This window comes from Bradyrhizobium sp. SZCCT0231, assembly GCF_018130245.1.
Taxonomy (GTDB): Bacteria; Pseudomonadota; Alphaproteobacteria; order Rhizobiales; family Xanthobacteraceae; genus Bradyrhizobium; species Bradyrhizobium japonicum_F.
Map to the genome: position 1 here is coordinate 396072 of NZ_JAFCKP010000001.1, position 21249 is coordinate 417320.

At 65.2% G+C, this 21249-nt stretch carries 17 protein-coding genes; 13 read left to right on the forward strand and 4 right to left on the reverse strand.

Going from position 1 to position 21249, the window contains the following annotated elements; translation table 11 throughout:
• Positions 1 to 55: 55 nt before the first annotated feature.
• Genes JQ566_RS01840 through JQ566_RS01850 form a run of 3 tightly spaced genes read right to left on the reverse strand, consistent with a single transcriptional unit; the run spans position 56 to position 3180 of the window.
• Positions 56 to 967 carry an NAD(P)-dependent oxidoreductase gene (locus JQ566_RS01840; RefSeq protein WP_212368910.1) on the reverse strand — a complete coding sequence of 304 codons (912 nt, stop codon included), beginning with the start codon at positions 965 to 967 and terminating at the stop codon, positions 56 to 58.
• 12 nt (positions 968 to 979) lie between these two features.
• Positions 980 to 2230: a Zn-dependent hydrolase gene (locus tag JQ566_RS01845; protein WP_212368915.1), complete on the reverse strand. Its 1251-nt coding sequence runs from the start codon at positions 2228 to 2230 to the stop codon at positions 980 to 982.
• 32 nt (positions 2231 to 2262) lie between these two features.
• A complete protein-coding gene (locus JQ566_RS01850; RefSeq protein WP_100230099.1) occupies positions 2263 to 3180 on the reverse strand; it encodes a LysR family transcriptional regulator in 918 nt (305 codons plus the stop codon).
• Positions 3181 to 3296: 116 nt separating this feature from the next.
• On the opposite strand from JQ566_RS01850, the gene JQ566_RS01855 reads away from it, so the two are divergent.
• The 6 genes from JQ566_RS01855 (at position 3297) to JQ566_RS01880 (ending at position 8875) form a co-directional block, all read left to right on the forward strand.
• Positions 3297 to 4112, forward strand: a complete 816-nt coding sequence (locus tag JQ566_RS01855) for a putative hydro-lyase (RefSeq protein ID WP_212368930.1) — start codon at positions 3297 to 3299, stop codon at positions 4110 to 4112.
• An 89-nt stretch (positions 4113 to 4201) separates the two neighbouring features.
• Positions 4202 to 5446 (forward strand): ABC transporter substrate-binding protein, encoded by a 1245-nt coding sequence (locus JQ566_RS01860; protein WP_100230101.1) that lies wholly within the window; start codon positions 4202 to 4204, stop codon positions 5444 to 5446.
• A 196-nt stretch (positions 5447 to 5642) separates the two neighbouring features.
• Positions 5643 to 6476, forward strand: coding sequence for a branched-chain amino acid ABC transporter permease (locus tag JQ566_RS01865; RefSeq protein WP_249139241.1), 834 nt, complete (start codon positions 5643 to 5645; stop codon positions 6474 to 6476).
• Positions 6476 to 7459 (forward strand): branched-chain amino acid ABC transporter permease, encoded by a 984-nt coding sequence (locus tag JQ566_RS01870; RefSeq protein ID WP_212368936.1) that lies wholly within the window; start codon positions 6476 to 6478, stop codon positions 7457 to 7459. Before JQ566_RS01865 ends, JQ566_RS01870 begins: the two co-directional genes overlap by 1 nt.
• On the forward strand, positions 7456 to 8187 hold the full coding sequence (locus JQ566_RS01875) for an ABC transporter ATP-binding protein (protein WP_212368939.1): 732 nt from the start codon (positions 7456 to 7458) through the stop codon (positions 8185 to 8187). Before JQ566_RS01870 ends, JQ566_RS01875 begins: the two co-directional genes overlap by 4 nt.
• Positions 8171 to 8875: an ABC transporter ATP-binding protein gene (locus JQ566_RS01880; RefSeq protein WP_212368942.1), complete on the forward strand. Its 705-nt coding sequence runs from the start codon at positions 8171 to 8173 to the stop codon at positions 8873 to 8875. Before JQ566_RS01875 ends, JQ566_RS01880 begins: the two co-directional genes overlap by 17 nt.
• Before the next feature lie 150 nt (positions 8876 to 9025).
• Here JQ566_RS01880 and otnC read toward each other — a convergent pair whose 3' ends face one another.
• A complete protein-coding gene (gene otnC, locus JQ566_RS01885) occupies positions 9026 to 9700 on the reverse strand; it encodes a 3-oxo-tetronate 4-phosphate decarboxylase (protein WP_212368945.1) in 675 nt (224 codons plus the stop codon).
• Between the two features lie 100 nt (positions 9701 to 9800).
• Here otnC and ltnD point away from each other — a divergent pair, with 100 nt between their 5' ends.
• The 7 genes from ltnD to JQ566_RS01920 all read left to right on the forward strand — a co-directional run bounded on the left by ltnD (position 9801) and on the right by JQ566_RS01920 (position 21121).
• Complete coding sequence (ltnD, locus tag JQ566_RS01890) at positions 9801 to 10724, forward strand: L-threonate dehydrogenase (RefSeq protein ID WP_434057802.1); 924 nt, start codon at positions 9801 to 9803, stop codon at positions 10722 to 10724.
• Positions 10725 to 10739: 15 nt separating this feature from the next.
• Positions 10740 to 11522 (forward strand): 2-oxo-tetronate isomerase, encoded by a 783-nt coding sequence (gene otnI / locus JQ566_RS01895; protein WP_212368950.1) that lies wholly within the window; start codon positions 10740 to 10742, stop codon positions 11520 to 11522.
• On the forward strand, positions 11519 to 12793 hold the full coding sequence (otnK, locus tag JQ566_RS01900; protein ID WP_212368954.1) for a 3-oxo-tetronate kinase: 1275 nt from the start codon (positions 11519 to 11521) through the stop codon (positions 12791 to 12793). Before otnI ends, otnK begins: the two co-directional genes overlap by 4 nt.
• A 169-nt stretch (positions 12794 to 12962) precedes the next feature.
• Entirely contained in the window at positions 12963 to 14654 is a 1692-nt protein-coding gene (locus JQ566_RS01905; RefSeq protein ID WP_212368957.1) for a methyl-accepting chemotaxis protein, read from the forward strand.
• Between the two features lie 235 nt (positions 14655 to 14889).
• Positions 14890 to 16584, forward strand: a complete 1695-nt coding sequence (locus tag JQ566_RS01910; protein WP_212368984.1) for a methyl-accepting chemotaxis protein — start codon at positions 14890 to 14892, stop codon at positions 16582 to 16584.
• A gap of 168 nt (positions 16585 to 16752) precedes the next feature.
• A complete protein-coding gene (locus JQ566_RS01915; protein ID WP_212368987.1) occupies positions 16753 to 19932 on the forward strand; it encodes an efflux RND transporter permease subunit in 3180 nt (1059 codons plus the stop codon).
• Positions 19919 to 21121 (forward strand): efflux RND transporter periplasmic adaptor subunit, encoded by a 1203-nt coding sequence (locus JQ566_RS01920; RefSeq protein ID WP_212368990.1) that lies wholly within the window; start codon positions 19919 to 19921, stop codon positions 21119 to 21121. The genes JQ566_RS01915 and JQ566_RS01920 overlap by 14 nt, the downstream gene beginning before the upstream one ends.
• The last annotated feature ends 128 nt before the right edge of the window (positions 21122 to 21249 follow it).

Sequence of the window (21249 nt, forward strand, 5' to 3'; positions counted from 1 at the left end):
AGAGGTGGGTTACGCCAAGCAGATGCGCTTCACGCATCTGCAGGGCTAACCCACCCTACGAATTCACGATCCGGCGGCAGTGGACCCATGCCGCTTCAATCAGGTTCTCGCTGGCTTCCGGCGTGCGGAACGCCGAATGCGCCGACAGCGTCACGTTCGGCAGCTTCGTCAGCGGATGATCGCCGGGCAACGGCTCGATGTTGAAGACGTCGAGGCCGGCATGGCGAATGTGGCCGGTTTTCAGTGCGTCGATCATGGCGGCCTCGTCGACGATTGCGGCGCGGGCCGTGTTGACGAGGATGACGCCACGCTTCATCGCAAAGACTTTCTCGCGCGTGATCATGCCGCGCGTCTCGTCATTGAGCAGCAGGTGCAGCGATACGACGTCGCTCTTCGCCAGCACCGTGTCGAGATCGGTGAACTCGACGCCAGGATGGCTCTTCGGCGAGCGGTTCCAGGCGATCACCTTCATGCCGCTGCCGCTGGCAATGCGCGCGACCTCAGCGGCGATGCCGCCGAAGCCGATCAGGCCGAGGGTCTTGCCGGTGAGCTGCATGCCGTCCTCGCGCAGCCAGTTGCCGGCCCGCATCTCGCGGTCCATCATCGCGATGACGCGGGCCGAGGCCCACATCAGCGCGATCGCGGATTCGGCGACCGCGGTGTCGCCATAGCCCTTGATCAGATGGACGGAGATGCCGAGCTCGGCGAGCTCCTCCGGGTTCATGTAGCTGCGCGCGCCGGTGCCGAGGAACACGACGTGCTTCAGGCCGGCGCATTTCTTTGCGACAGCGGTCGGCAGCGCGGTGTGGTCGACGATGGCGATCTCGGCGCCATCGAGGATCTCAGGGTATTGCTCGGGCTTGATATCGGGGTCCCGGTGGATCCGGACCTTGGGGTCGCCGGGCTTTTCCAGCCGCTCCATGATCGCGGCGAGGGCTTCATTGGCGTCGACGAAAACTCCGCGCATGGTTCTCTCCGGTCAGGATGCGACGCCAGCGATCGCCAGCACGGTATGCATGAGAACGTTGGTGCCTGCGGCGCAGTCGCCTTGCGTGGCGTCCTCCAGCTCGTTGTGGCTGATGCCGTCCTTGCAGGGCACGAACACCATCGCGGCCGGCATGACGGTGTTGAGGTTGCAGGCGTCGTGGCCGGCGCCGGAGGTGATGCGGCGGGAGGAATAGCCGAGCGTCTTCGCCGCGTTCTCGACCGCGGCGATCAGCTTCGGATCGAAATGCGTCGGTGGCTTGCGCCAGACCAGATCGATCTTGACCTCGACCTTGCGGCGCGCGGCGATCTCGGCGATCGCCGCACGAAGATCGCGATCGAGCGCGTCCATGATCGCGCCATCGGCACTGCGGCAGTCCATGGTGAAGGCGATCTCGCCGGGGATGACGTTGCGCGAGGGATTTGCGATCACGGCCTCGCCGATGGTGCCGACCGCGTTGGGCCCATGCTTCTTGGCAATGGCTTCCATCGCCAGCACGATCTCCGACAGTGTCGCCAGCGCATCGCGCCGCAACGGCATCGGGGTCGAACCCGCATGGCTCTCGAAGCCGGAAATCTTGCCGTCGTACCACAATACGCCCTGGCCGGAATCGACCACGCCGATGGTCTTGCCTTCGGCCTCCAGGATCGGCCCCTGCTCGATGTGCAGCTCGACGAAACAGCCGAGCTTCTGGAAGCCGACCGGCTTGTCGCCGCGATAACCGATGCTGTCGAGCGCCTGGCCGACGGTCATGCCTTCGATATCCTTGCGCGACAGGATGTCGTCGGTGGTGAAGTCGCCGACATAGGCGGCGGACGCCATCATCGCAGGTGCGAAGCGCGAGCCTTCCTCATTGGTCCAGTTGACGACGCAGATCGGCGCCTCGGTCTCGATGCCGGCGTCGTTCAACGTGCGGATCACTTCCAGCGCGCCGAGCGTCCCCAGAATCCCGTCATATTTGCCACCGGTCGGCTGGGTGTCGAGATGCGAGCCGATGCCGACAGGCGGCTTCGACATGTCGCGGCCCTTGCGCAGGCCGAACTGTGATCCGAGCGCGTCGACGTGGACTTCCAGTCCGGCATCCTCGCAGGCCTTGCGGAACCAGTCGCGCACCTGCTTGTCTTCGGCGCTGAGCGTCAGCCGCCGCACGCCGCCCTTGGCGGTCGCGCCGAATTGCGCGGTCTCGTGGATGGAGCCCCACAGGCGGGCGGAATCGATTTGCAGGTTGGTGGCGGCTCGGCTCATGCGGTCGTTCTCTCTCTTGTCCGGCGCCTTTTTCAATGACGCGCCTGCGCGGGCGCGTCAACCGCGAGGCTGCTCTGCGCAATCTGCCGTGCAAGCTCGGCGACGCGCTCCACGGCGACGACGTCGGGCGAGGCGAGCCAGCTCGCCGTGAAGGTCAGCGGCGCGATGGCGAGATCGGTGTCGAGCAGTTGCAGCCGTCCGTCGGCGAGCTCGTTCTCGACGATGGCGTCGGGGATCACGGCGATGCCGAGCCCTTCGACCGCCATGTGGATGACGGTCGCCAGCGAGGCGGAGGCATGCAGGCGAATCGGCGGCAGCTCCGGCCGGTCGAACACCTCGCGCACGACCTCGTAAGGTTTGGTCTTGCGCGGGAAGGTGATGATCGGAAACCGCGCAAGCTCCGCCGGCGTCACCGGTCCCTTGCCGAGCCCCAGCGAGGGGCTTGCGAGGAAGCCGATCGGATAATCGGCGAGCACGCGGTTGTGCACGCCGGAAGCGGACAACGGCCCGACGACGAAGGCGAGCTCGATCTCCTGCGCGAGCAGGCGCGCGGTGAGGTTCGGCGTGATGTCGACCTCGATCTCCAGCGACAGGTTCGGGTAGACCTCGTTGACGCTCTTGACGAGCCGCGGCAGCCAGGTGTGCACGATGGTCTCGGCGACCCCGAGCCGCATCACGCCGCGCATCGCCGAGCGGTCGCCGATCTCCGCCATCATCGCAGCGCGCAGGCCGATCAGCTTCTCCGCATAGACCATCATCTGCCGGCCGCTCGGTGTCGGTGAGGCGATGCGATGATCGCGGTTCAGGAGCTTCACGCCCATCTCGCGCTCGAGCTGGGCGATGCGCTGGGAGATCGCCGGCTGGGTGGTGTTGAGCCGTTGTGCGGCGCCGCGGAAGCTGCCGAGCTTCACAACCCATAGGAACGTCTCGATCGACCTGAAGTCCAGCATTGGAAGGATTTTCCCAATCGATAAAGCAGATTTATCGAGATTGATTAGAAACGACGATTAGACTTTATAGCACGCTTGGTGTTGGCTTGTCTTTGTCGAGTTGGCAGGTCGATTACATGACTGTTTTGGTGGCAGCGCAGCAAACTGAAACGCCCGACGGCCTTCCGAGCCGCAAGGCCCGGCTCGCCTACCGCGAGGGGCTGGTCGCCTCCACCGCCGGCGTCGCCCCCGGGTACGTTCAGGGCAATCTGGCGATCCTGCCGGCCGAATATGCCGGCGCCTTTCACCGCTTCTGCCAGCTCAATCCGAAGCCATGCCCGATCATCGGCATCTCCGATGTCGGCAGTCCGCATCTCCCTTCGCTCGGCGCCGATCTCGACATCCGCACCGACGTTCCGCGCTACCGCGTCTGGCGCGACGGCGAGGTCGTCGACGAACCGACCGATGTGAAGAGCTACTGGCGCGACGATCTCGTCACCTTCGTGCTCGGCTGCTCCTTCTCGTTCGAAGAAGCTCTGCTCGACGAGGGCATGCCGATCCGCCACATCGAGCGCAATGTGCGCGTGCCGATGTACCGCACCAACATCGCCTGCGGCGAAGCCGGCCCGTTCGCCGGTCCCATGGTGGTGTCGATGCGTCCGTTCAAGCCGGCCGATGCGATCCGCGCGGTGCAGATCACCTCGCGCTATCCCGCCGTGCACGGCGCACCCGTGCATCTCGGCCATCCGCACCTGATCGGCATCAAGGACATCGCGAAGCCCGACTACGGCGATCCGGTGCCGGTCGCCGACGACGAGATTCCGGTGTTCTGGGCCTGCGGGGTGACGCCGCAATCGGTGATTAACGCCGCGAAACTCCCGTTCGCGATCACGCATTCGCCCGGCTTGATGCTGGTGACGGATCTGAAGAACAAGAACATGGCCGTGATTTAGTAGGCAGCGTTTGCTGCTTCTTCGGGCTTTACCGCATCCATCAATCGCTTCATTCGATCAGCCGAAATTCAGTAACAGGGGACTTTGCCATGACGATCACTCGCCGCGACGTGTTGTTGGGAGCCACCGCCACTGCCGCTCTCGTGCCGCTGGCAGCGCGCGCACAGACCTCGGAAGTCGTGATCGGCGTGATCTATCCGTTCTCCGGCGGCAGCGCGCAGCAGGGCGTCGACGCGCAGAAGGCCTATGAGACTGCGCTCGAAGTCATCAACAAGGACACCGATTTCGACCTGCCGCTGGCGAAAGGCGAGGGCCTGCCGGGTCTCGGTGGTGCCAAGATCCGTCTCGTGTTCGCCGACCACCAGGCCGATCCGCAGAAGGGCCGCGCCGAGGCCGAGCGCCTGATCACGCAGGAGAAGGTCTGCGCCATCATCGGCACTTATCAGAGCGCGGTGGCCGTCACCGTCAGCCAGATCTGCGAACGCTATCAGGTCCCGTTCGTTTCCGCCGACAACTCCTCGCCGAGCCTGCACCGCCGCGGCCTGAAATATTACTTCCGCGCCGCGCCGCATGACGAGATGTACTCGGCCGCGATGTTCGACTTCTTCGACGCCATGAAGAAGAAGGGCACCAAGATCGAGACGCTCTCGCTGTTCCACGAGGACACCATCTTCGGCACCGATTCCGGCAATGCCCAGACCAAGATCGCCGGCGAGCGCGGCTACAAGATCGTCACCGACATCAAGTATCGCGCCAACTCGCCCTCGCTCTCGGCCGAGGTGCAGCAGCTCAAGACCGCCAATGCCGACGTGCTGATGCCGTCGAGCTACACCACCGACGGCATCCTCTTGGTCAAGACCATGGCCGAGCTCGGCTACAAGCCGAATGCGATCGTGGCGCAGGACGCCGGCTTCTCCGAGAAGGCGCTCTATGATGCCGTCGGCGACAAGCTCGAAGGCGTGATCTCGCGCGGTACCTTCTCGCTCGACCTCGCGCAGAAGCGGCCGATGGTCGGCAAGATCAACGAGATGTTCAAGTCGCGCTCGGGCAAGGATTTCAACGATCTCACCTCGCGCCAGTTCATGGGCCTGATCATCCTCGCCGACGCCATCAGCCGCGCCAAGTCGACCGACGGCGAGAAGATCCGCGATGCGCTTGCCGCGACCGACATTCCGGGCGAGAAGACCATCATGCCCTGGAAGCGCGTCAAGTTCGACGAGATGGGCCAGAACAACGACGCCGATCCGGTGCTGCTGCAATATGTCGGCGGCAAGTTCGTCACCATCTTCCCGCCGCAAGCCGCGATCGCCGAGGCGATCTGGCCGATGAAGTAAGACTGGGAAGCGGGAGCTCAGATGTAGCTCCCGCCCTCATCCTGAGGAGCGGGCGTAGCCCGCGTCTCGAAGGACGAGGGCTGGGCCATCCTTCGAGACGCGCGCTGGTGCGCGCTCCTCAGGATGAGGATCTATTTCGGGGGACAGACTTTTGACAGCCCAAGCCATTATCCAAAGTCTCGCGAGCGGCCTTCTGATGGGCCTGCTCTACGGACTGATCGCGGTCGGCCTCGCGCTGATCTTCGGCCTGATGGACGTCACGAACTTCGCCCATGGCGAGTTCCTGATGATCGCGATGTACCTGTCCTTCTTCCTGTTCGCGTTCTTCGCCATCGATCCGTTGCTGTCGGCGCCGCTGGTCGCCGCGGCACTCTTCGTGTTCGGCGCGGTGATCTATCTATTGATTGTACGCTTCGCCATGCGGGCCAAGGCCAATGCCGGCATGGTGCAGATCTTCACCACCTTCGGCCTCGCCATCGTCATGCGCGGCCTCGCGCAGTACTTCTTCACGCCGGATTATCGCAGCATTCCGCACTCCTGGCTCGGCGGCAAGACCATCTCGGTCTCCGGCATCTTCCTGCCGGAGCCGCAACTGGTTGGCGCGCTGGTCTCGATCGCGGCCTTTGCCGCTCTCTATTTCTTCATCCACCGCACCGATTTCGGCCGCGCGCTGGAAGCCACCCGCGAAGATCCCGGCGCGGTGGCGCTCGTCGGCATCGACAAGAACCGCGTGTTCGCGTTCGGCTGGGGCCTGGGCGCAGCGCTGGTCGGTCTCGCCGGCGCGATCATGGCGGTGTTCTTCTACATCTATCCCGACGTCGGCGCGTCCTTCGCGCTGATCGCCTATGTCACGGTGGCGCTCGGCGGCTTCGGCAGCGTGTTCGGCGCCTTCGCCGGCGGCATCATCGTCGGCCTCGTCGAGGCGGTCACGGCCCTGGTGCTGCCGCCCTCGCTGAAATCGGTCGGCATCTACGCCGTCTATCTGCTGGTCGTCTTCATCCGGCCGCGCGGCCTGTTCGGATCGATGTGATGGACAAGAACTTTGCCGCGCGGCGCCGCCGCGACCTCATCATCGCCGCCGTGCTGGCCGGGCTCGCGGCGCTGGCGCCGCTGTTCGTCAAGGACGTCTACGTCCAGAACATCCTGATCCTGACCTTGATGTATGCGGCGCTGTCGCAGAGCTGGAACATCCTGTCCGGCTATTGCGGCCAGATCTCGCTGGGACACGCGCTCTATTTCGGCATCGGCGCCTACACCACCGAGCTCTTGTTCACCAAGTTCGGCGTGCTGCCCTGGTTCGGCATGCTCGGCGGCGGCGTGATTGCGGCCGTCATCGCGATGGGCCTCGGCTATCCCTTCTTCCGCCTGCGCGGCCATTACTTCGTGATCGCGACCATCGTCATCGCCGAGATCGGACTGCTGCTGTTCCAGAACTGGGAGTGGGCGGGCGCCGCGATGGGCATCACCATTCCGATCCGCGGCGACAGCTGGCTGAAATTCCAGTTCCTGCGCACCAAGCTGCCATACTTCTATTTCGCGCTGGCGCTCTGCTGCCTCGCCTGGTTCGTCACCTGGTGGCTGGAAGATTCCAAATGGGGCTTCTGGTGGCGTGCGGTGAAGGACAATCCGGAAGCGGCCGAGAGCCTCGGCGTCGTCGTGTTCAATTCCAAGATGGGCGCGGCCGCCGTCTCGGCCTTCCTCGTCGCCATCGGCGGCGCCTTCTATGCGCAGTTTCTCGCCTATATCGATCCTGAAAGCGTGATGGGCTTCCAGTTCTCGCTGCTGATGGCACTGCCGGCGGTGCTCGGCGGCATCGGCACCCTCTGGGGTCCGGTGTTAGGGGCCGCCATCCTGATCCCGATGACGGAGCTGACGCGCTCCTATATCGGCGGGTCGGGGCGTGGCGTCGATCTCATCGTCTATGGTGCGCTGATCGTGGCGATTTCGCTGGCCTTGCCGCGAGGCCTGGTGAGCCTGTTCTCCCGCGCAAAACCGAAGGGAGCCACGCGATGACCGCGCTGCTCGAAACACGCGGCGTCTGGCAGCGCTTCGGCGGCCTCATCGCCAACAGCGACGTCTCGATCTCGGTCGGCCGCGGCGAGATCGTAGGCCTGATCGGCCCGAACGGCGCCGGCAAGTCGACGCTGTTCAATCTCATCGCCGGCGTGCTGCCGCCGACGCAAGGCTCGATCTGGTTCGACGGCGAGGATGTCACCCGCATGCCGGCGGCCGAGCGCTGCCAGCGCGGGGTGGGCCGCACCTTCCAGGTGGTCAAGAGCTTCGAGACCATGACCGTTATCGACAACGTCATCGTCGGCGCGCTCGTGCGCAACACCGTGATGCGCGAGGCGCGCCGCAAGGCGCACGAGGTGCTGGAGTTCACCGGCCTTGCCGCGCGGGCCGACGTGCTCGCCAGCGACCTCGTGCCGGCCGAGAAGCGCCGCCTCGAAGTTGCGCGTGCGCTCGCGACCGAACCGAAGCTGCTGCTGCTCGACGAGGTCCTCACCGGTCTCACGCCGACCGAGGCGCAGACCGGCGTTGCCTTGGTGCGAAAGGTGCGCGATGCCGGCATCACCGTGCTGATGGTCGAGCATGTCATGGAGATCGTGATGCCCTTGGTCGACCGCGCCATCGTGCTCGACCTCGGCAAGGTGCTGGTCGAGGGCAAGCCCGCAGACGTCGTCCGCGATCCCAAGGTGATCAGCGCATATCTGGGAGATCGTCATGCTGTCGGTGCGTGAAGTCACGACGGCCTATCAGGGCCTGGTCGCGATCTCCGCGGTCTCGATCGAGGTCCAGAAGGGCGAGATCGTCTGTGTCGCCGGCGCCAACGGCGCAGGCAAGTCGACGCTGCTGAAATCCATCGCCGGTGCCGAACGTCCGCGCTCGGGCACGGTCACGTTCGACGGCAAGCGCCTCGACGGCATGGCGCAGCATCACATCACCGCAACAGGCATCGCCTATGTGCCCGAGAACCGCCGCCTGTTCCCGCGCCTGTCGGTGCGCGACAATCTGCGTCTCGGCAGCTATCTCTACCGCGGCGAGGCGGACCGCGAGGGGCCGCTCGATCTCGTCTTCACGCTGTTCCCGCGTCTCCAGGAACGTTTGGAGCAGCGCGCCGAGACGCTAAGCGGCGGCGAGCAGCAGATGCTCGCCATCGGCCGCGCGCTGATGACGCGCCCGCGGCTCTTGATGCTGGACGAGCCCTCGCAAGGCATCATGCCGAAACTGGTGGACGAGATCTTCCAGGCGGTGAAGCGCATCCGCGACGCCGGCATGACCGTGCTGATCGTCGAGCAGCGCATGGCCGAGTGCCTCGAGATCGCCGACCGCGCCTACATCCTGCAGACCGGCCGCGTGCTGATGCAGGGCCCGTCCGCGGAGATCAAGGGCAATCCGGACGTGCGGAAGGCGTATCTGGGGCTGTAGCGGGGAAGTGTGGCGCAAGCTCGCCCCGTACACTCAGTGTCATCGCCCGACTTGATCGGGCGATCCAGTATTCCAGAGACGCCAGAGGATACGGATAGGCCGCGGCGTACTGGATTCCCCGCCTTCGCGGGGAATGACAGCGGTGGGGAGCTAATGCTCGTGCCCATGCTCCGGCAGCGTCACCCCAAACACCTTCACCAGATCCGTCACCTGCTCCGGCGACAGATACCGCGGGTTCATCCCACGGAGCAGCAGGTACAGCTTCGCCGTCTCCTCCAGCTCCTCCGTCGCGAACACCGCGGCTTCCAGCGTGTCGCCGGCGACGACGGGGCCGTGATTGGCAAGCAGCACGGATGAATACTTCCCCGCCAGTCCCTTGATCGCGTCCGCGACCGCGGGATCGCCCGGGCGGTAATAGGGCACGAGCGCGGTGGCGCCGCATTTCATCAGGTAATAGGCTGTCATCGGCGGCAGCGCGGCGCGCGGGTCGATCTCGGGCAGCATCGACAGCGCGACCGAATGGGTGGAGTGCAGATGCACGATCGCGCGGGCACTGCCGCGCGTGTCGTAGAGTGCGGTGTGCAGCGGAACTTCCTTGGTCGGGGCATCGCCCGACATCAGCCGGCCGGTTTCGTCCAGCCGCGACAGCTTTGCCGGATCGAGGAAGCCAAGCGAGGCGTTGGTCGGCGTCACCAGCCAGCCGCCGCCGTCCAGCCTGACGCTGATATTGCCGGAGGAGCCCGGCGTCAGCCCGCGCTCGAACAGGGACCGTCCGAAGCGGCAGATATCCTCACGCAGCCTTGTCTCGTTGCTCATGGCCGTCATGCCCGCTTGTCTCACGCTTTGGCAGCGCGGCCAAGCCGTGTTATTCGGTTGCCAAGCTGCCGCAAAGGGCGGCTATTCAGGAAACGTTCGCAAGGATCAGTTGCATATGTCCGCCTCCACGTCACAAAGTCAGCGTATCGCCGTCGTCGGGCTCGGCTCGATGGGATTCGGCATGGCGACCTCGCTGCAGCGCGCCGGCCATGCTGTCACAGGCTGCGACGTTTCGGCGGATGCCGTCGCGCGCTTCGTGAAGGATGGCGGCGCGGGGGCCAAAACGCCGGCCGAGGCGGCCAAGAGCGCCGACATCGTCGTCAGCGTCGTCGTGAATGCCGCCCAGACCGAGGCGATCCTGTTCGGCAAGGATGGCGCGGCCGAAACCATGCCGAAGGACAGCGTGTTCGTCTCCTCCGCCACCATGGACCCGGACGTGGCGCGGCGGCTCGCAAAACAGCTCGAGGCGACCGGCCGGCATTATCTGGATGCGCCGATCTCCGGCGGGGCGCAGCGCGCAGCGCAAGGCGAGCTGACGATCCTCGCCTCCGGCAGCCCGGCCGCCTTTGCCAAGGCGCGGCCGGCGCTCGATGCCATGGCTGCAAAGCTCTACGAGCTCGGCGATGCCGCGGGGCAGGGCGCGGCGTTCAAGATGATCAATCAATTGCTGGCAGGCGTGCACATCGCCGCGGCCAGCGAGGCGATGGCGTTCGCGGCCAAGCAGGGCCTCGATATCCGCAAGGTTTATGAGGTGATCACGGCCTCCGCCGGCAACTCCTGGATGTTCGAGAACCGCATGCCGCACGTGCTCGACGGCGATTACACACCGCGAAGCGCGGTGGAGATCTTCGTCAAAGACCTCGGCATCATTCAGGACATGGCGCGCAGTGCCCGATTCCCGGTGCCGGTCTCCGCCGCCGCGCTCCAGATGTTCCTGATGACATCGGCCGCCGGCATGGGCCGCGATGACGACGCGTCGGTCGCGCGCATGTATGCGCAAGTCACCGGCGTCAAGCTTCCCGGCGACAAGTAAGCAAGAGGAACTCCGATGCCCCGTTTTGCCGCCAATCTCTCGATGATGTTCACCGAGGTGCCGTTCCTCGACCGGTTCGATGCCGCCGCGCAAGCGGGCTTCACCGCCGTCGAGTTTCTGTTTCCCTACGAGCATCCGGCGGAAGCGGTCGGCGAGCGGCTCAAGCGCAATGGTCTGACGCAGGCGCTGTTCAACCTGCCGCCGGGCGACTGGAATGCCGGCGAGAAGGGCTTTGCGGCGCTCCCCTCGCGGTTCTCCGATCTCAAGGCGAGCCTGGAGACGGCGCTGCCTTACGCCAAGGCGACCGGCGTCAAGCGGCTGCACCTGATGGCCGGCATCGCCAACCGCGGCGAGCGTGTCGCGATCGAAGCGTTCTACAAATCGGTGGCCTGGGCCGCGGAGTTCTTTGCACCCCACGGCATCGACGTCGTGATCGAGCCGATCAATGCGCGCAACGTGCCCGGCTACTTCCTCAACGATTTCGGCTTCGCGCGGGATCTGATCCAGGAGCTGAGGCTTGCGAACCTAAAACTCCAGTTCGACATTTATCACTGCCAGATCATCCATGGCGACGTCACCATGCGGCTGCGCGAGATGATGCCGATCATCGGCCACATCCAGATCGCCAGCATTCCCTCGCGCAACGAGCCTGACGGCGAGGAGCTGAACTATCCGTTCCTGTTCGAAGAGCTCGACCGGCTCGGCTATGCCGGCTTCGTCGGCTGCGAATACAATCCGCGCGGCAAGACCACCGACGGCCTTGCCTGGTTCAAGCCTTATGCTGGAGTGAAGTCGTGACACTTGCGTTGGGCTGCATCGCCGACGACTATACCGGCGCCTCCGACCTCGCCAACACGCTGACGCGCGCCGGCTTGCGTACCGTGCAGACGATCGGCGTGCCCGCGGACGATCTGGCGCTGCCCGAGGTCGATGCCGTCGTGGTATCATTGAAGAGCCGCTCGATCGAGGCCGGCCTTGCCGTGTCGCGCTCGCGCGCGGCGGAGACATGGCTGCGCGGCCGCGGCGCGGGCCACGTGCTGTTCAAGATTTGCTCGACCTTCGATTCCACCGACGCCGGCAATATCGGTCCTGTGATGGACGCGCTGCGCGCCGACTGCGGCGAAGGCGCCGTTCTGGTGACGCCGGCGTTCCCGGAGACCGGCCGCACCGTCTACCAGGGCAATCTGTTCGTCGGTGCCGTGCCGCTCAATGAGAGCCCGCTGAAGGACCATCCGCTCAACCCGATGCACGATTCCAACCTGGTGCGCGTGCTGGCGCGCCAGAGCAGGACGCAAATAGGCCTCGTCGATCTCGCCACCGTCACGCGCGGAGCGGACGCCGTGCGGGCGCGGCTGGCCGAGCTCGCCGCCAAGGGCATCGGTGCCGCGATCATCGACGCCGTGTTCGACCGCGACCTCGAGACGATCGGTCTCGTTGCTGCCGAACATCGGCTGTCGGTCGGCGCCTCCGGCATCGGCCTGGGACTGGCGCGCGCCTTGGTGTCGACGGGCAAGGTCAAGTCGGCGTCGCCGAGCAGCGAAACCGGCGCTCCGGTTGGCGGACCGGCGGCCTGCCTTGCCGGAAGCTGCTCGCAGGCGACGCTTCAGCAGATCGCCAACGCCGAACGCATCATGCCGGTGCTCCATCTCGATCCGGACCGTATCATTACGGGGTCGGGCGAAGCGCAGCGCGCGCTGGACTGGGCAAGACCGCGACTGGCCGAGGGTCCGGTGCTGATCGCATCGAGCTCGACACCCGATCAGGTCGCCGCCCTGCAGGCACGCCACGGTCGCGACGCCGCCGGCCATGCGATCGAGCAGGCCATGGCCGATATTGCAGAAACTCTCGTAAAGTCAGGCGTGCGGCGTTTGGTCGTTGCCGGTGGCGAGACATCCGGCGCTGTGGTCGATCGGTTGAAGATTCCCGGATTTCTCGTAGGAGTGGAAATCGCGGCGGGCGTTCCGGTGCTGCGCGCAGTCGGTGTTGAAGGCGACATGCTGCTCGCGCTGAAGTCCGGAAATTTCGGCGGCGCGGAGTTTTTCTCCGATGCGCTTAGGCTCATGCGCTGAGCGCAGAGCATTCTTAGTCCCTCATTCATTTCTTTCGGTTTCCGTGCTCGTACGGAGTCGCAGTCAACATCCGCGCAGGTGCTCTGGTGTTTGATGTCGGCGCTGCTCCTTTTTGCTTGATTCGTAATTCCCGGACGCGCGCTCGCGCCTGCACGAAGAGACCTCAATCATGTTCGCTAAGATCTCCATCCGCGCCAAGATCATCAGTGTCGTGGCGTTCCTGCTGGTTGCGATGGCCGGCATGGGCCTGCTTGCCGTCATGAAGATGCGATCGATCAATGCCAACACAGTGGACATCACCACGAACTGGATGCCCAGCGTACGGGTGATCGGGGATTTGCGCGCCAGCGTCATCACCTATCGCAACGTCGTGCGCCAGCACATGCTGGCCGAGGCTCTGGAAGACAAGCTCGCGACCGAGAAGACCGCTGCCACCGTGACTGAGGCGCTCGCCAAGGTGCGCGCCAGGTACGAGCCGATGATTACCTCCCCGGAAGAGCGGGCGCTTTACAGCCAATGGTCCAAGCTCTGGGATGAGTACAAGAAGGGGACCGAGGAGGTCATGGCGTTGTCGCGCAAGGAGGCCGGCAAGAGCCCGCGCGAGGCGCAGGAGCTCAACTCCAAGACGGTCAACAAGATCGGGCTTCAGGCGGATGAGGTCTTGAACAAGGACATCGAGCTCAACACCAAGGGCGGCGATCAGGCCGCCCAGGATGCCGCCGACAGCTACGCCTATGCCTTCATGCTGGTTTCGGTCATTCTCGGCGCCGCCGTCGTGATCGGCATCGCCGTCAGCTTCTATCTCGTCCGGGACGTCTCCAGCGGCATCAACTCGATCATCGAGCCGATGCAGGCCCTGGGCAAGGGCGACCTCTCCGCCGAAGTCCCGCATCGCGGCGAGAAGACTGAGATCGGCGCCATGGCCGACGTGCTCCAGATCTTCAAGGAGGCGCTGATTGCCAAGAAGGCCGCCGACGAAGCCGCAGCGGCCGACGCCGAGGCCAAGATCGAGCGCGGCCGCCGCGTCGACAACATCACCCGCGAATTTGAAACGATGATCGGGGAGATCGTCCAGACCGTGTCGTCGGCCTCGACCCAGCTCGAAGCCTCCGCCTCGACCCTGACCGCGACCGCCGACCGCTCGCAGCGACTTGCGACCACGGTGGCGGGCGCCTCGGAGGAAGCCTCGACCAACGTGCAATCGGTGGCCTCGGCGACCGAGGAGATGGCCTCGTCGGTCGGCGAGATCAGCCGTCAGGTGCAGGAATCGGCGCGGATGGCGGGCGATGCCGTCGGCCAGGCGCGTGCCACCACCGAGCGCGTCAGCGAGCTCTCCAAGGCGGCCTCGCGCATCGGCGATGTCGTCGAGCTGATCAATACCATCGCCGGCCAGACCAATCTCCTGGCGCTCAATGCCACCATCGAGGCGGCGCGCGCGGGCGAAGCCGGCCGCGGCTTCGCTGTCGTCGCCTCCGAGGTGAAGGCGCTCGCCGAGCAGACCGCGAAGGCGACCGGCGAGATCGGTCAGCAGATTTCCGGCATCCAGGCGGCAACCAACGACTCGGTCGGCGCGATCAGGGAGATCTCCTCGACCATCGAGCGTCTGTCGGAAATCTCCTCGGCCATCGCGGCGGCGGTGGAGGAGCAGGGCGCGGCGACGCAGGAAATCGCCCGCAACGTGCAGCAGGCGGCGCAGGGCACCCAGCAGGTGTCGTCCAACATCACCGACGTTCAGCGCGGCGCGACCGAGACCGGCACGGCCTCCTCGCAAGTGCTGTCGGCGGCGCAGATGCTGTCGAACGACTCGAACCGGCTGAAGAGCGAGGTCAGCAAGTTCCTGACCAACGTCCGCGCGGCGTAAAGTCTCGAACATCCGTTGCGGCAAAATAGAGCGGCGTCGCCCAGCGCCGCTCTTTTCTTTTCAGCGCCGGTAGCCCGATGTCGCTTGCAGGTAGCATCATCGGGGCGGCCCGTAGACTTACGGGGAGCGCGTTTCATTGATAGTTAAATTCGCTTTATGAGAATCGCGCAAAAGACGACTCGTAGCGGCCGTCCGAATTGGAATGAACAGATAATCAATTCATTTGGGGCCCCTGATGCGCAAGAACTTCCCTGTTACGGATGTCGAATACGCTGTGAGCGACGAGACGCTGATCGTCTCTCGCACCGACCTCAAGGGCAAGCTCACCTACTTCAACGAGGACTTCCTCGCTGCCGCCGGGTTCACATCGGCCGAGCTGATGGGCCAGCCGCACAACATCGTCCGTCACCCCGACATGCCGCCGGAGGCGTTCGACAATCTCTGGGACACGCTGAAGGCGGGCAAGCCCTGGCTCGGCGCGGTGAAGAACCGGCGCAAGAACGGCGACTTCTACTGGGTGCTCGCAACGGCCTCGCCGATCCGCGAGAACGGCCAGGTCAAGGGCTATACCTCCATCCGCACCAGGCTGCCGGTCGACCAGCGCAAGCTCGCCGAAGAAGTCTACGCCGCGATTCGCGAGAAGAAGCCGCATGGCTATCGCATCGACGCCGGCATCATCCGCCGCCGCTCGCTGCTCGATCGCCTCTCGATCTTCACCGGGACGCTGAAGGCGCGCCTCGTCACGACGATGGCGCTGCAGGCGCTGTTCATGCTCGCGCTCGGCATCAGCGGCGCGCTCTCCACCGGCGGTTCGTCCAGCCTGATCCTGGCGCTGCTGGCCTTGTTCGGCGCCGGCATCGTCGGCTTCGCCGGCCTTGCGACCATGCGTGCGATCCAGGGGCCGATGCAGCAGCTCAACGACACCTTGCTCAACCTCGTGCAGGACAAGCTCGACAACCGCATCGTGATCGAGCGCGACGACGAGATCGGTGAGGCGCTGCGCAACCTCCAGACAGTGCAAACCATCATCCGCTTCAGCCGCGACGAGGTGCAGGCGGCGCAGCGCCGCGCCGAGGCGCAGCGCAAGTCCGACATGACCAGGCTCGCCGACGGCTTCGAGGCCGCGATCGGCGAGATCGTCGAGACCGTGTCCTCGGCCGCGACCGAGCTCGAGGCTTCGGCCTCGACCCTGTCCTCGACTGCGGGCCGGGCACAGGAATTGGCCACGGTGGTCGCCTCCGGTTCGGAGGCCGCCTCCAGCAATGTCCATTCGGTGGCGTCGGCCGCCGAGGAGATGTCATCCTCCGTGCGCGAGATCGGCCGGCAGGTGCAGGATTCCACCCGAATTGCCAGCGCGGCCGTCAGCCAGGCGCATGCCACCACCGAACGCGTCAGCGAGTTGTCACGGGCCGCGGCGCGGATCGGCGATGTCGTCGAATTGATCAATGCGATCGCGGGCCAGACCAATCTCCTGGCACTCAACGCCACGATCGAGGCGGCGCGGGCGGGTGAGGCCGGCCGCGGCTTCGCGGTGGTCGCTTCCGAGGTCAAGGCACTGGCCGAGCAGACGGCGAAGGCGACCGGCGAGATCGGCCAGCAGGTCGGCGGCATCCAGGCGGCGACGCAGGATTCAGTCAGTGCCATCGGCGAGATCAGCGGCACCATCGCGCGTCTGTCGGAAATCGCTTCGGCGATTGCGGCGGCCGTGGAGCAGCAGGGCGCGGCAACCCAGGAGATCGCCCGCAACGTGCAGCAGGCCGCCCAAGGCACCCAGCAGGTCTCGTCCAACGTCGGCGACGTCCAGCGCGGTGCATCCGAAACCGGGTCGGCTTCCTCGCAGGTGCTGTCCGCGGCGCAGATGCTGTCGCGTGACTCCAACCGGCTCAAGCTCGAGGTCGGCAAGTTCCTCAACTCCGTCCGCGCGGCGTGAGGCGTTCGGCTGCATGGCTGCGATGTAGATTTCGCAGTGCGGTAGCAGGGAAGTGAATGCGTGAAGGCCGCCGGAGGTTAGCGTTTCCGGCGGTGCTCAGGTAAAGGGGGCAGGGGATCGCCGTGGGGCGGAATCCTTATCCTCGCTTGACCTGGAATTGCCTGGCGCATGATTGCTCTGGTCCGTATTGCCCTGAGCCGGCCTTATACGTTCGTCGTGCTAGCACTGCTGCTGCTGATCATCGGACCGCTCGCGGCGCTGCGGACCCCGACCGACATCTTCCCGGACATCCGTATCCCTGTCATCGGCGTCGTCTGGCAGTACACCGGCCTGCCGCCGGACCAGATGTCCGGCCGCATCACCACGCCGTTCCAGCGGGCGCTGACGACCACGGTCAACGACATCGAGCACATCACGGCCAATTCCTACAACGGCTTTGGCATCATCAAGATCTTCTTCCAGCCCAACGTCGACATCCGCACCGCCAATGCGCAGGTGACCGCGATCTCGCAGACGCTGCTGAAGCAGATGCCGCCGGGTGCGACGCCGCCCTTGATCCTGAATTACTCGGCTTCCACCGTGCCGATCATCCAGGTGGCGCTGTCGGGTGAGGGGCTCACCGAGCAGAATCTCGCCGATATCGGCATCAACCAGCTCCGCACGCCGCTGGTCACCGTGCCCGGCGCGGCGATTCCCTATCCATTCGGCGGCAAGCAGCGCCAGGTCCAGATCGACCTCAATCCCACCGCGCTCCAGGCCCGCGGCCTCTCGGGCCAGGACGTCGCCAACGCGCTCGCCGCGCAAAACCTGATCACGCCGGTCGGCACCCAGAAGATCGGCCAGTTCGAATACAACATCCAGCTCAACAACTCGCCGCTGAAGATCGACGAGCTCGGCAATCTGCCGATCAAGACCGTCAACGGCGCCATGGTCTATGTGCGCGACGTCGCCACCGTGCGCGACGGCAATCCGCCGCAGACCAACATCGTCCATGTCGACGGCAACCGTTCGGTGCTGATGATGGTGCTGAAGGCGGGCGCGACCTCGACGCTCGATATCATCGCCGGCATCAAGCAGAAGGTGATCGAGGTCAAGGATCAGCTCCCGGATGCGCTGAAAATCGGCTTCATCGGCGACCAGTCGGTGTTCGTCCGCGGCGCGATTCAAGGCGTCGCCTTCGAAGGCGTGATCGCGGCGCTGCTGACCAGCGTCATGATCCTGTTGTTCCTCGGCAGCTGGCGCTCGACCATCATCATCGCGGTCTCGATCCCGCTGTCGGTGCTGGGCGCCATCATCATGCTGTCGGCGATCGGCGAGACGCTGAACATCATGACGCTCGGCGGCCTCGCGCTCGCGGTCGGCATCCTCGTCGATGACGCAACCGTCACCATCGAGAACATCAATTACCATCTGGAGCAGGGCAAGCCGGTCGAGCAGTCGATCCTGGACGGCGCCAATCAGATCGTGACGCCGGCCTTCGTCTCGCTGCTGTGCATCTGCATCGTGTTCGTGCCGATGTTCTTCCTCACCGGCGTCGCGCGCTTCCTGTTCGTGCCGATGGCGGAAGCGGTGATGTTCGCGATGATCTGGTCGTTCATCCTGTCGCGCACGCTGGTGCCGACCATGGCGAACTATCTGCTCAAGGCCCACGTCCATCACGAGGATGGACCGCCGAAGTCGCGCAATCCCCTGGTCTGGTTCCAGCGCGGCTTCGAGGCGCGGTTCGAGCGCATCCGCGGCGCTTATCGCGGCTTCCTCGGCCTGGCGCTGGCGCACCGAGCGGTGTTCGTAATCGGCTTCCTCTGCATCGTCGGCGCGTCCTTCGCGCTGGTGCCGTTCCTCGGCCGCAACTTCTTCCCCGCCGTCGATGCCGGCAACATCCTGATGCATGTCCGCACGCAGGTCGGCACCCGCGTCGAGGAGACCGCCAACCAGCTCGCCGACGTGCAGAAGGCAGTCCGCAAGCTGATCCCGGGCGAGATCGAGACCATGACCGACAACATCGGCATGCCGATCTCCGGCATCAACATGACCTACAACAACACCGGCGTGATCGGCCCGCAGGATGGCGACATCCAGATCAAGCTGAAGGAAGGCCACAAGCCGACGGAAGAGCACGTGAAGGTGCTGCGTGAGCAGCTGCCGAGGCTGTTCCCCGGCGTCAGCTTCGCGTTCCTGCCGGCCGACATCGTCAGCCAGATCCTGAATTTTGGCGCGCCGGCGCCGATCGACCTGCAAATCCGCGGCGCCAATCTCAGCGCGAATTTCGCTTACGCCAACAGCCTGCTGGCCAAGGTCCGCAAGATTCCGGGCGTTGCCGACGCTCGCATCCAGCAGTCGCCGAACAACCCGACCTTCAACATCGATGTCGACCGCACCCGTGCACAATATGTCGGCCTGACCGAGCGCGACGTCACCAACAGCCTCGTGGTCAATCTCGCGGGCTCCTCGCAGGTCGCGCCGACCTACTACCTCAATCCCGATAACGGTGTGTCCTACTCGATCGTGATGCAGACGCCGCAATACCAGATCGACTCGCTCAGCGCGCTACAGACCCTGCCGATCACCGCGGCCGGCAATGCGCAGTCGCCGATCCTGGGCGGCATCGCCGACATCAAGCGCTCGACCTCGAGCGCGGTGGTGTCGCAATACGACATCCAGTCGATGGTCCAGATCTTTGCAACGACCTCAGGCCGCGATCTCGGCGCGGTCTCTGCCGACATTCGAAAATTGATCGCCGACACTGCGAAAGAGGTTCCGAAGGGCTCGTCCGTGGTGCTGCTCGGCCAGGTGCAGACCATGAACAGCGCCTTCACCGGCCTGCTGTTCGGCCTGCTTGGGGCCGTCGTGCTGATCTACTTCCTGATCGTCGTGAACTTCCAGTCCTGGTCCGATCCGTTCGTCATCATCACCGCGCTGCCGGCCGCGCTCGCCGGCATTGTCTGGATGCTGTTCATGACGGAGACCACGCTGTCGGTGCCGGCGCTCACCGGCGCGATCATGTGCATGGGCGTTGCCACCGCCAACAGCGTGCTGGTGATCTCCTTCGCCCGTGAGCGCTATGAGGAGCTCGGCGATCCCATCGCCGCGGCGCTCGAAGCCGGCTTCGTCCGGTTCCGCCCGGTGCTGATGACCGCGCTCGCCATGATCATCGGCATGGCGCCGATGGCGCTGGGGCTGGGGGAGGGCGGCGAGCAGAATGCGCCGCTCGGCCGCGCCGTGATCGGCGGCCTGATCTTTGCAACCTTCGCCACGCTGATGTTCGTTCCCGTGGTGTTCAGCATGGTCCACAAGAAACAAGGCGCCAAAGCCGCCGCCTCATTGGAGACTCCGCATGTCGCCCACTGAACCCCGCGCCCCGGTGTCGCACCGGAAACTGGGCATCTTCGGCGTGGTGGCGCTGATTGCGGCAGGCCTCGTCGTGGGCACCGGCATCAGGGCCCGCGAGGAGCAGGGCTCCAGGCTGAAAGAATGGACTGACGACCAGGCCGTTCCCAGCGTGGCGGTGACGCTGCCCAGCGCCAAGGACCTCAACGCCACCATCGATCTGCCGGGCCGGCTGGAAGCCTACTACCGCGCGCCGATCTTCGCGCGCGTGTCGGGCTACCTGAAGAGCTGGAGTGCCGACATCGGTGCCCGCGTCAAGGCCGGCCAGGTGATTGCCGAGATCGAGGCGCCCGACCTCGATCAGCAGCTGCTGCAGGCCCGCGCCGATCTCGCCAGCCAGCAGGCCAGCGCCAGGTTGTCGGAAGCGACGCTGAACCGGCGCAAGACGCTGGTCGCCTCCAACTTCGTCTCCGCGCAGGAGATCGACGAGCGCACCGCCGATCTCTCCAACAAGAACGCCGCCGTCAATTCGGGCAAGGCCAATGTCGAGCGGTTGGAAGCGCTCGCCGGCTACAAGAAGATCGCCGCGCCGTTCGACGGCGTCGTCACCGCGCGCGACACCGACGTCGGCGCGCTGATCAATGCCGGCGGCGGCTCGGGTCCGGCGATGTTCGTGATCTCCGACATCACCAAGCTGCGCGTCTACGTCAACGCGCCCCAGAACTACGTGCCGGCGATCAAGATCGGCGCCAAGGCCACGATCACGCTGCCGGAATATCCCAATCGGACTTTTCAGGCGACGGTGGAAGCGTCCTCGCAGGCCGTCGACGTCGCCTCGGGCACGACACGGATGCAGCTTGGATTGGACAACTCTTTGGGCGAGCTGATGCCCGGCGGCTACGCCAGCGTGAAGCTGAGCCTCCAGCGCGACTCCGCGCCGCTCAGCATTCCCGCCAGCGCCTTGATTTTCAACGGCAGCGGCCTGCGCGTTGCGACCGTCGGCGCGGACGACAAGGTGCTGTTCAAGCAGGTGGCCATCGCCCGCGACCTCGGCCGCGAGATCGAGTTGGCCTCGGGCATCGCGCCGGACGATCGCGTCATCACCGCCCCGCCGGACGGCCTCTCTGATGGCGATCAGGTGCGCGTCGTCGGTGCGGGTGCCAAGGGCAAGCCGACAACCGCGTCGGAGAAGCAGGCGCCGAAGAGCTGAGACGGTCTCGTGCCCCGGACGCAGCGCAGCATGCAATGAAGTCTCGTAGGGTGGGCAAAGGCGCGCTTGCGCCGTGCCCACCAACCCTTTCCGATCACATGAAGATGGTGGGCACGCTTCGCTTTGCC

Coding starts and splice junctions, on each gene's coding strand:
- JQ566_RS01840 (WP_212368910.1), bottom strand. CDS start 967: ATGCGCGGAGTTTTCGTCGACGCCAATGAAGCCCTCGCCGCGATCATG.
- JQ566_RS01845 (WP_212368915.1), bottom strand. CDS start 2,230: ATGAGCCGAGCCGCCACCAACCTGCAAATCGATTCCGCCCGCCTGTGG.
- JQ566_RS01850 (WP_100230099.1), bottom strand. CDS start 3,180: ATGCTGGACTTCAGGTCGATCGAGACGTTCCTATGGGTTGTGAAGCTC.
- JQ566_RS01855 (WP_212368930.1), top strand. CDS start 3,297: ATGACTGTTTTGGTGGCAGCGCAGCAAACTGAAACGCCCGACGGCCTT.
- JQ566_RS01860 (WP_100230101.1), top strand. CDS start 4,202: ATGACGATCACTCGCCGCGACGTGTTGTTGGGAGCCACCGCCACTGCC.
- JQ566_RS01865 (WP_249139241.1), top strand. CDS start 5,643: ATGGGCCTGCTCTACGGACTGATCGCGGTCGGCCTCGCGCTGATCTTC.
- JQ566_RS01870 (WP_212368936.1), top strand. CDS start 6,476: ATGGACAAGAACTTTGCCGCGCGGCGCCGCCGCGACCTCATCATCGCC.
- JQ566_RS01875 (WP_212368939.1), top strand. CDS start 7,456: ATGACCGCGCTGCTCGAAACACGCGGCGTCTGGCAGCGCTTCGGCGGC.
- JQ566_RS01880 (WP_212368942.1), top strand. CDS start 8,171: ATGCTGTCGGTGCGTGAAGTCACGACGGCCTATCAGGGCCTGGTCGCG.
- otnC (WP_212368945.1), bottom strand. CDS start 9,700: ATGACGGCCATGAGCAACGAGACAAGGCTGCGTGAGGATATCTGCCGC.
- otnI (WP_212368950.1), top strand. CDS start 10,740: ATGCCCCGTTTTGCCGCCAATCTCTCGATGATGTTCACCGAGGTGCCG.
- JQ566_RS01905 (WP_212368957.1), top strand. CDS start 12,963: ATGTTCGCTAAGATCTCCATCCGCGCCAAGATCATCAGTGTCGTGGCG.
- JQ566_RS01910 (WP_212368984.1), top strand. CDS start 14,890: ATGCGCAAGAACTTCCCTGTTACGGATGTCGAATACGCTGTGAGCGAC.
- JQ566_RS01915 (WP_212368987.1), top strand. CDS start 16,753: ATGATTGCTCTGGTCCGTATTGCCCTGAGCCGGCCTTATACGTTCGTC.
- JQ566_RS01920 (WP_212368990.1), top strand. CDS start 19,919: ATGTCGCCCACTGAACCCCGCGCCCCGGTGTCGCACCGGAAACTGGGC.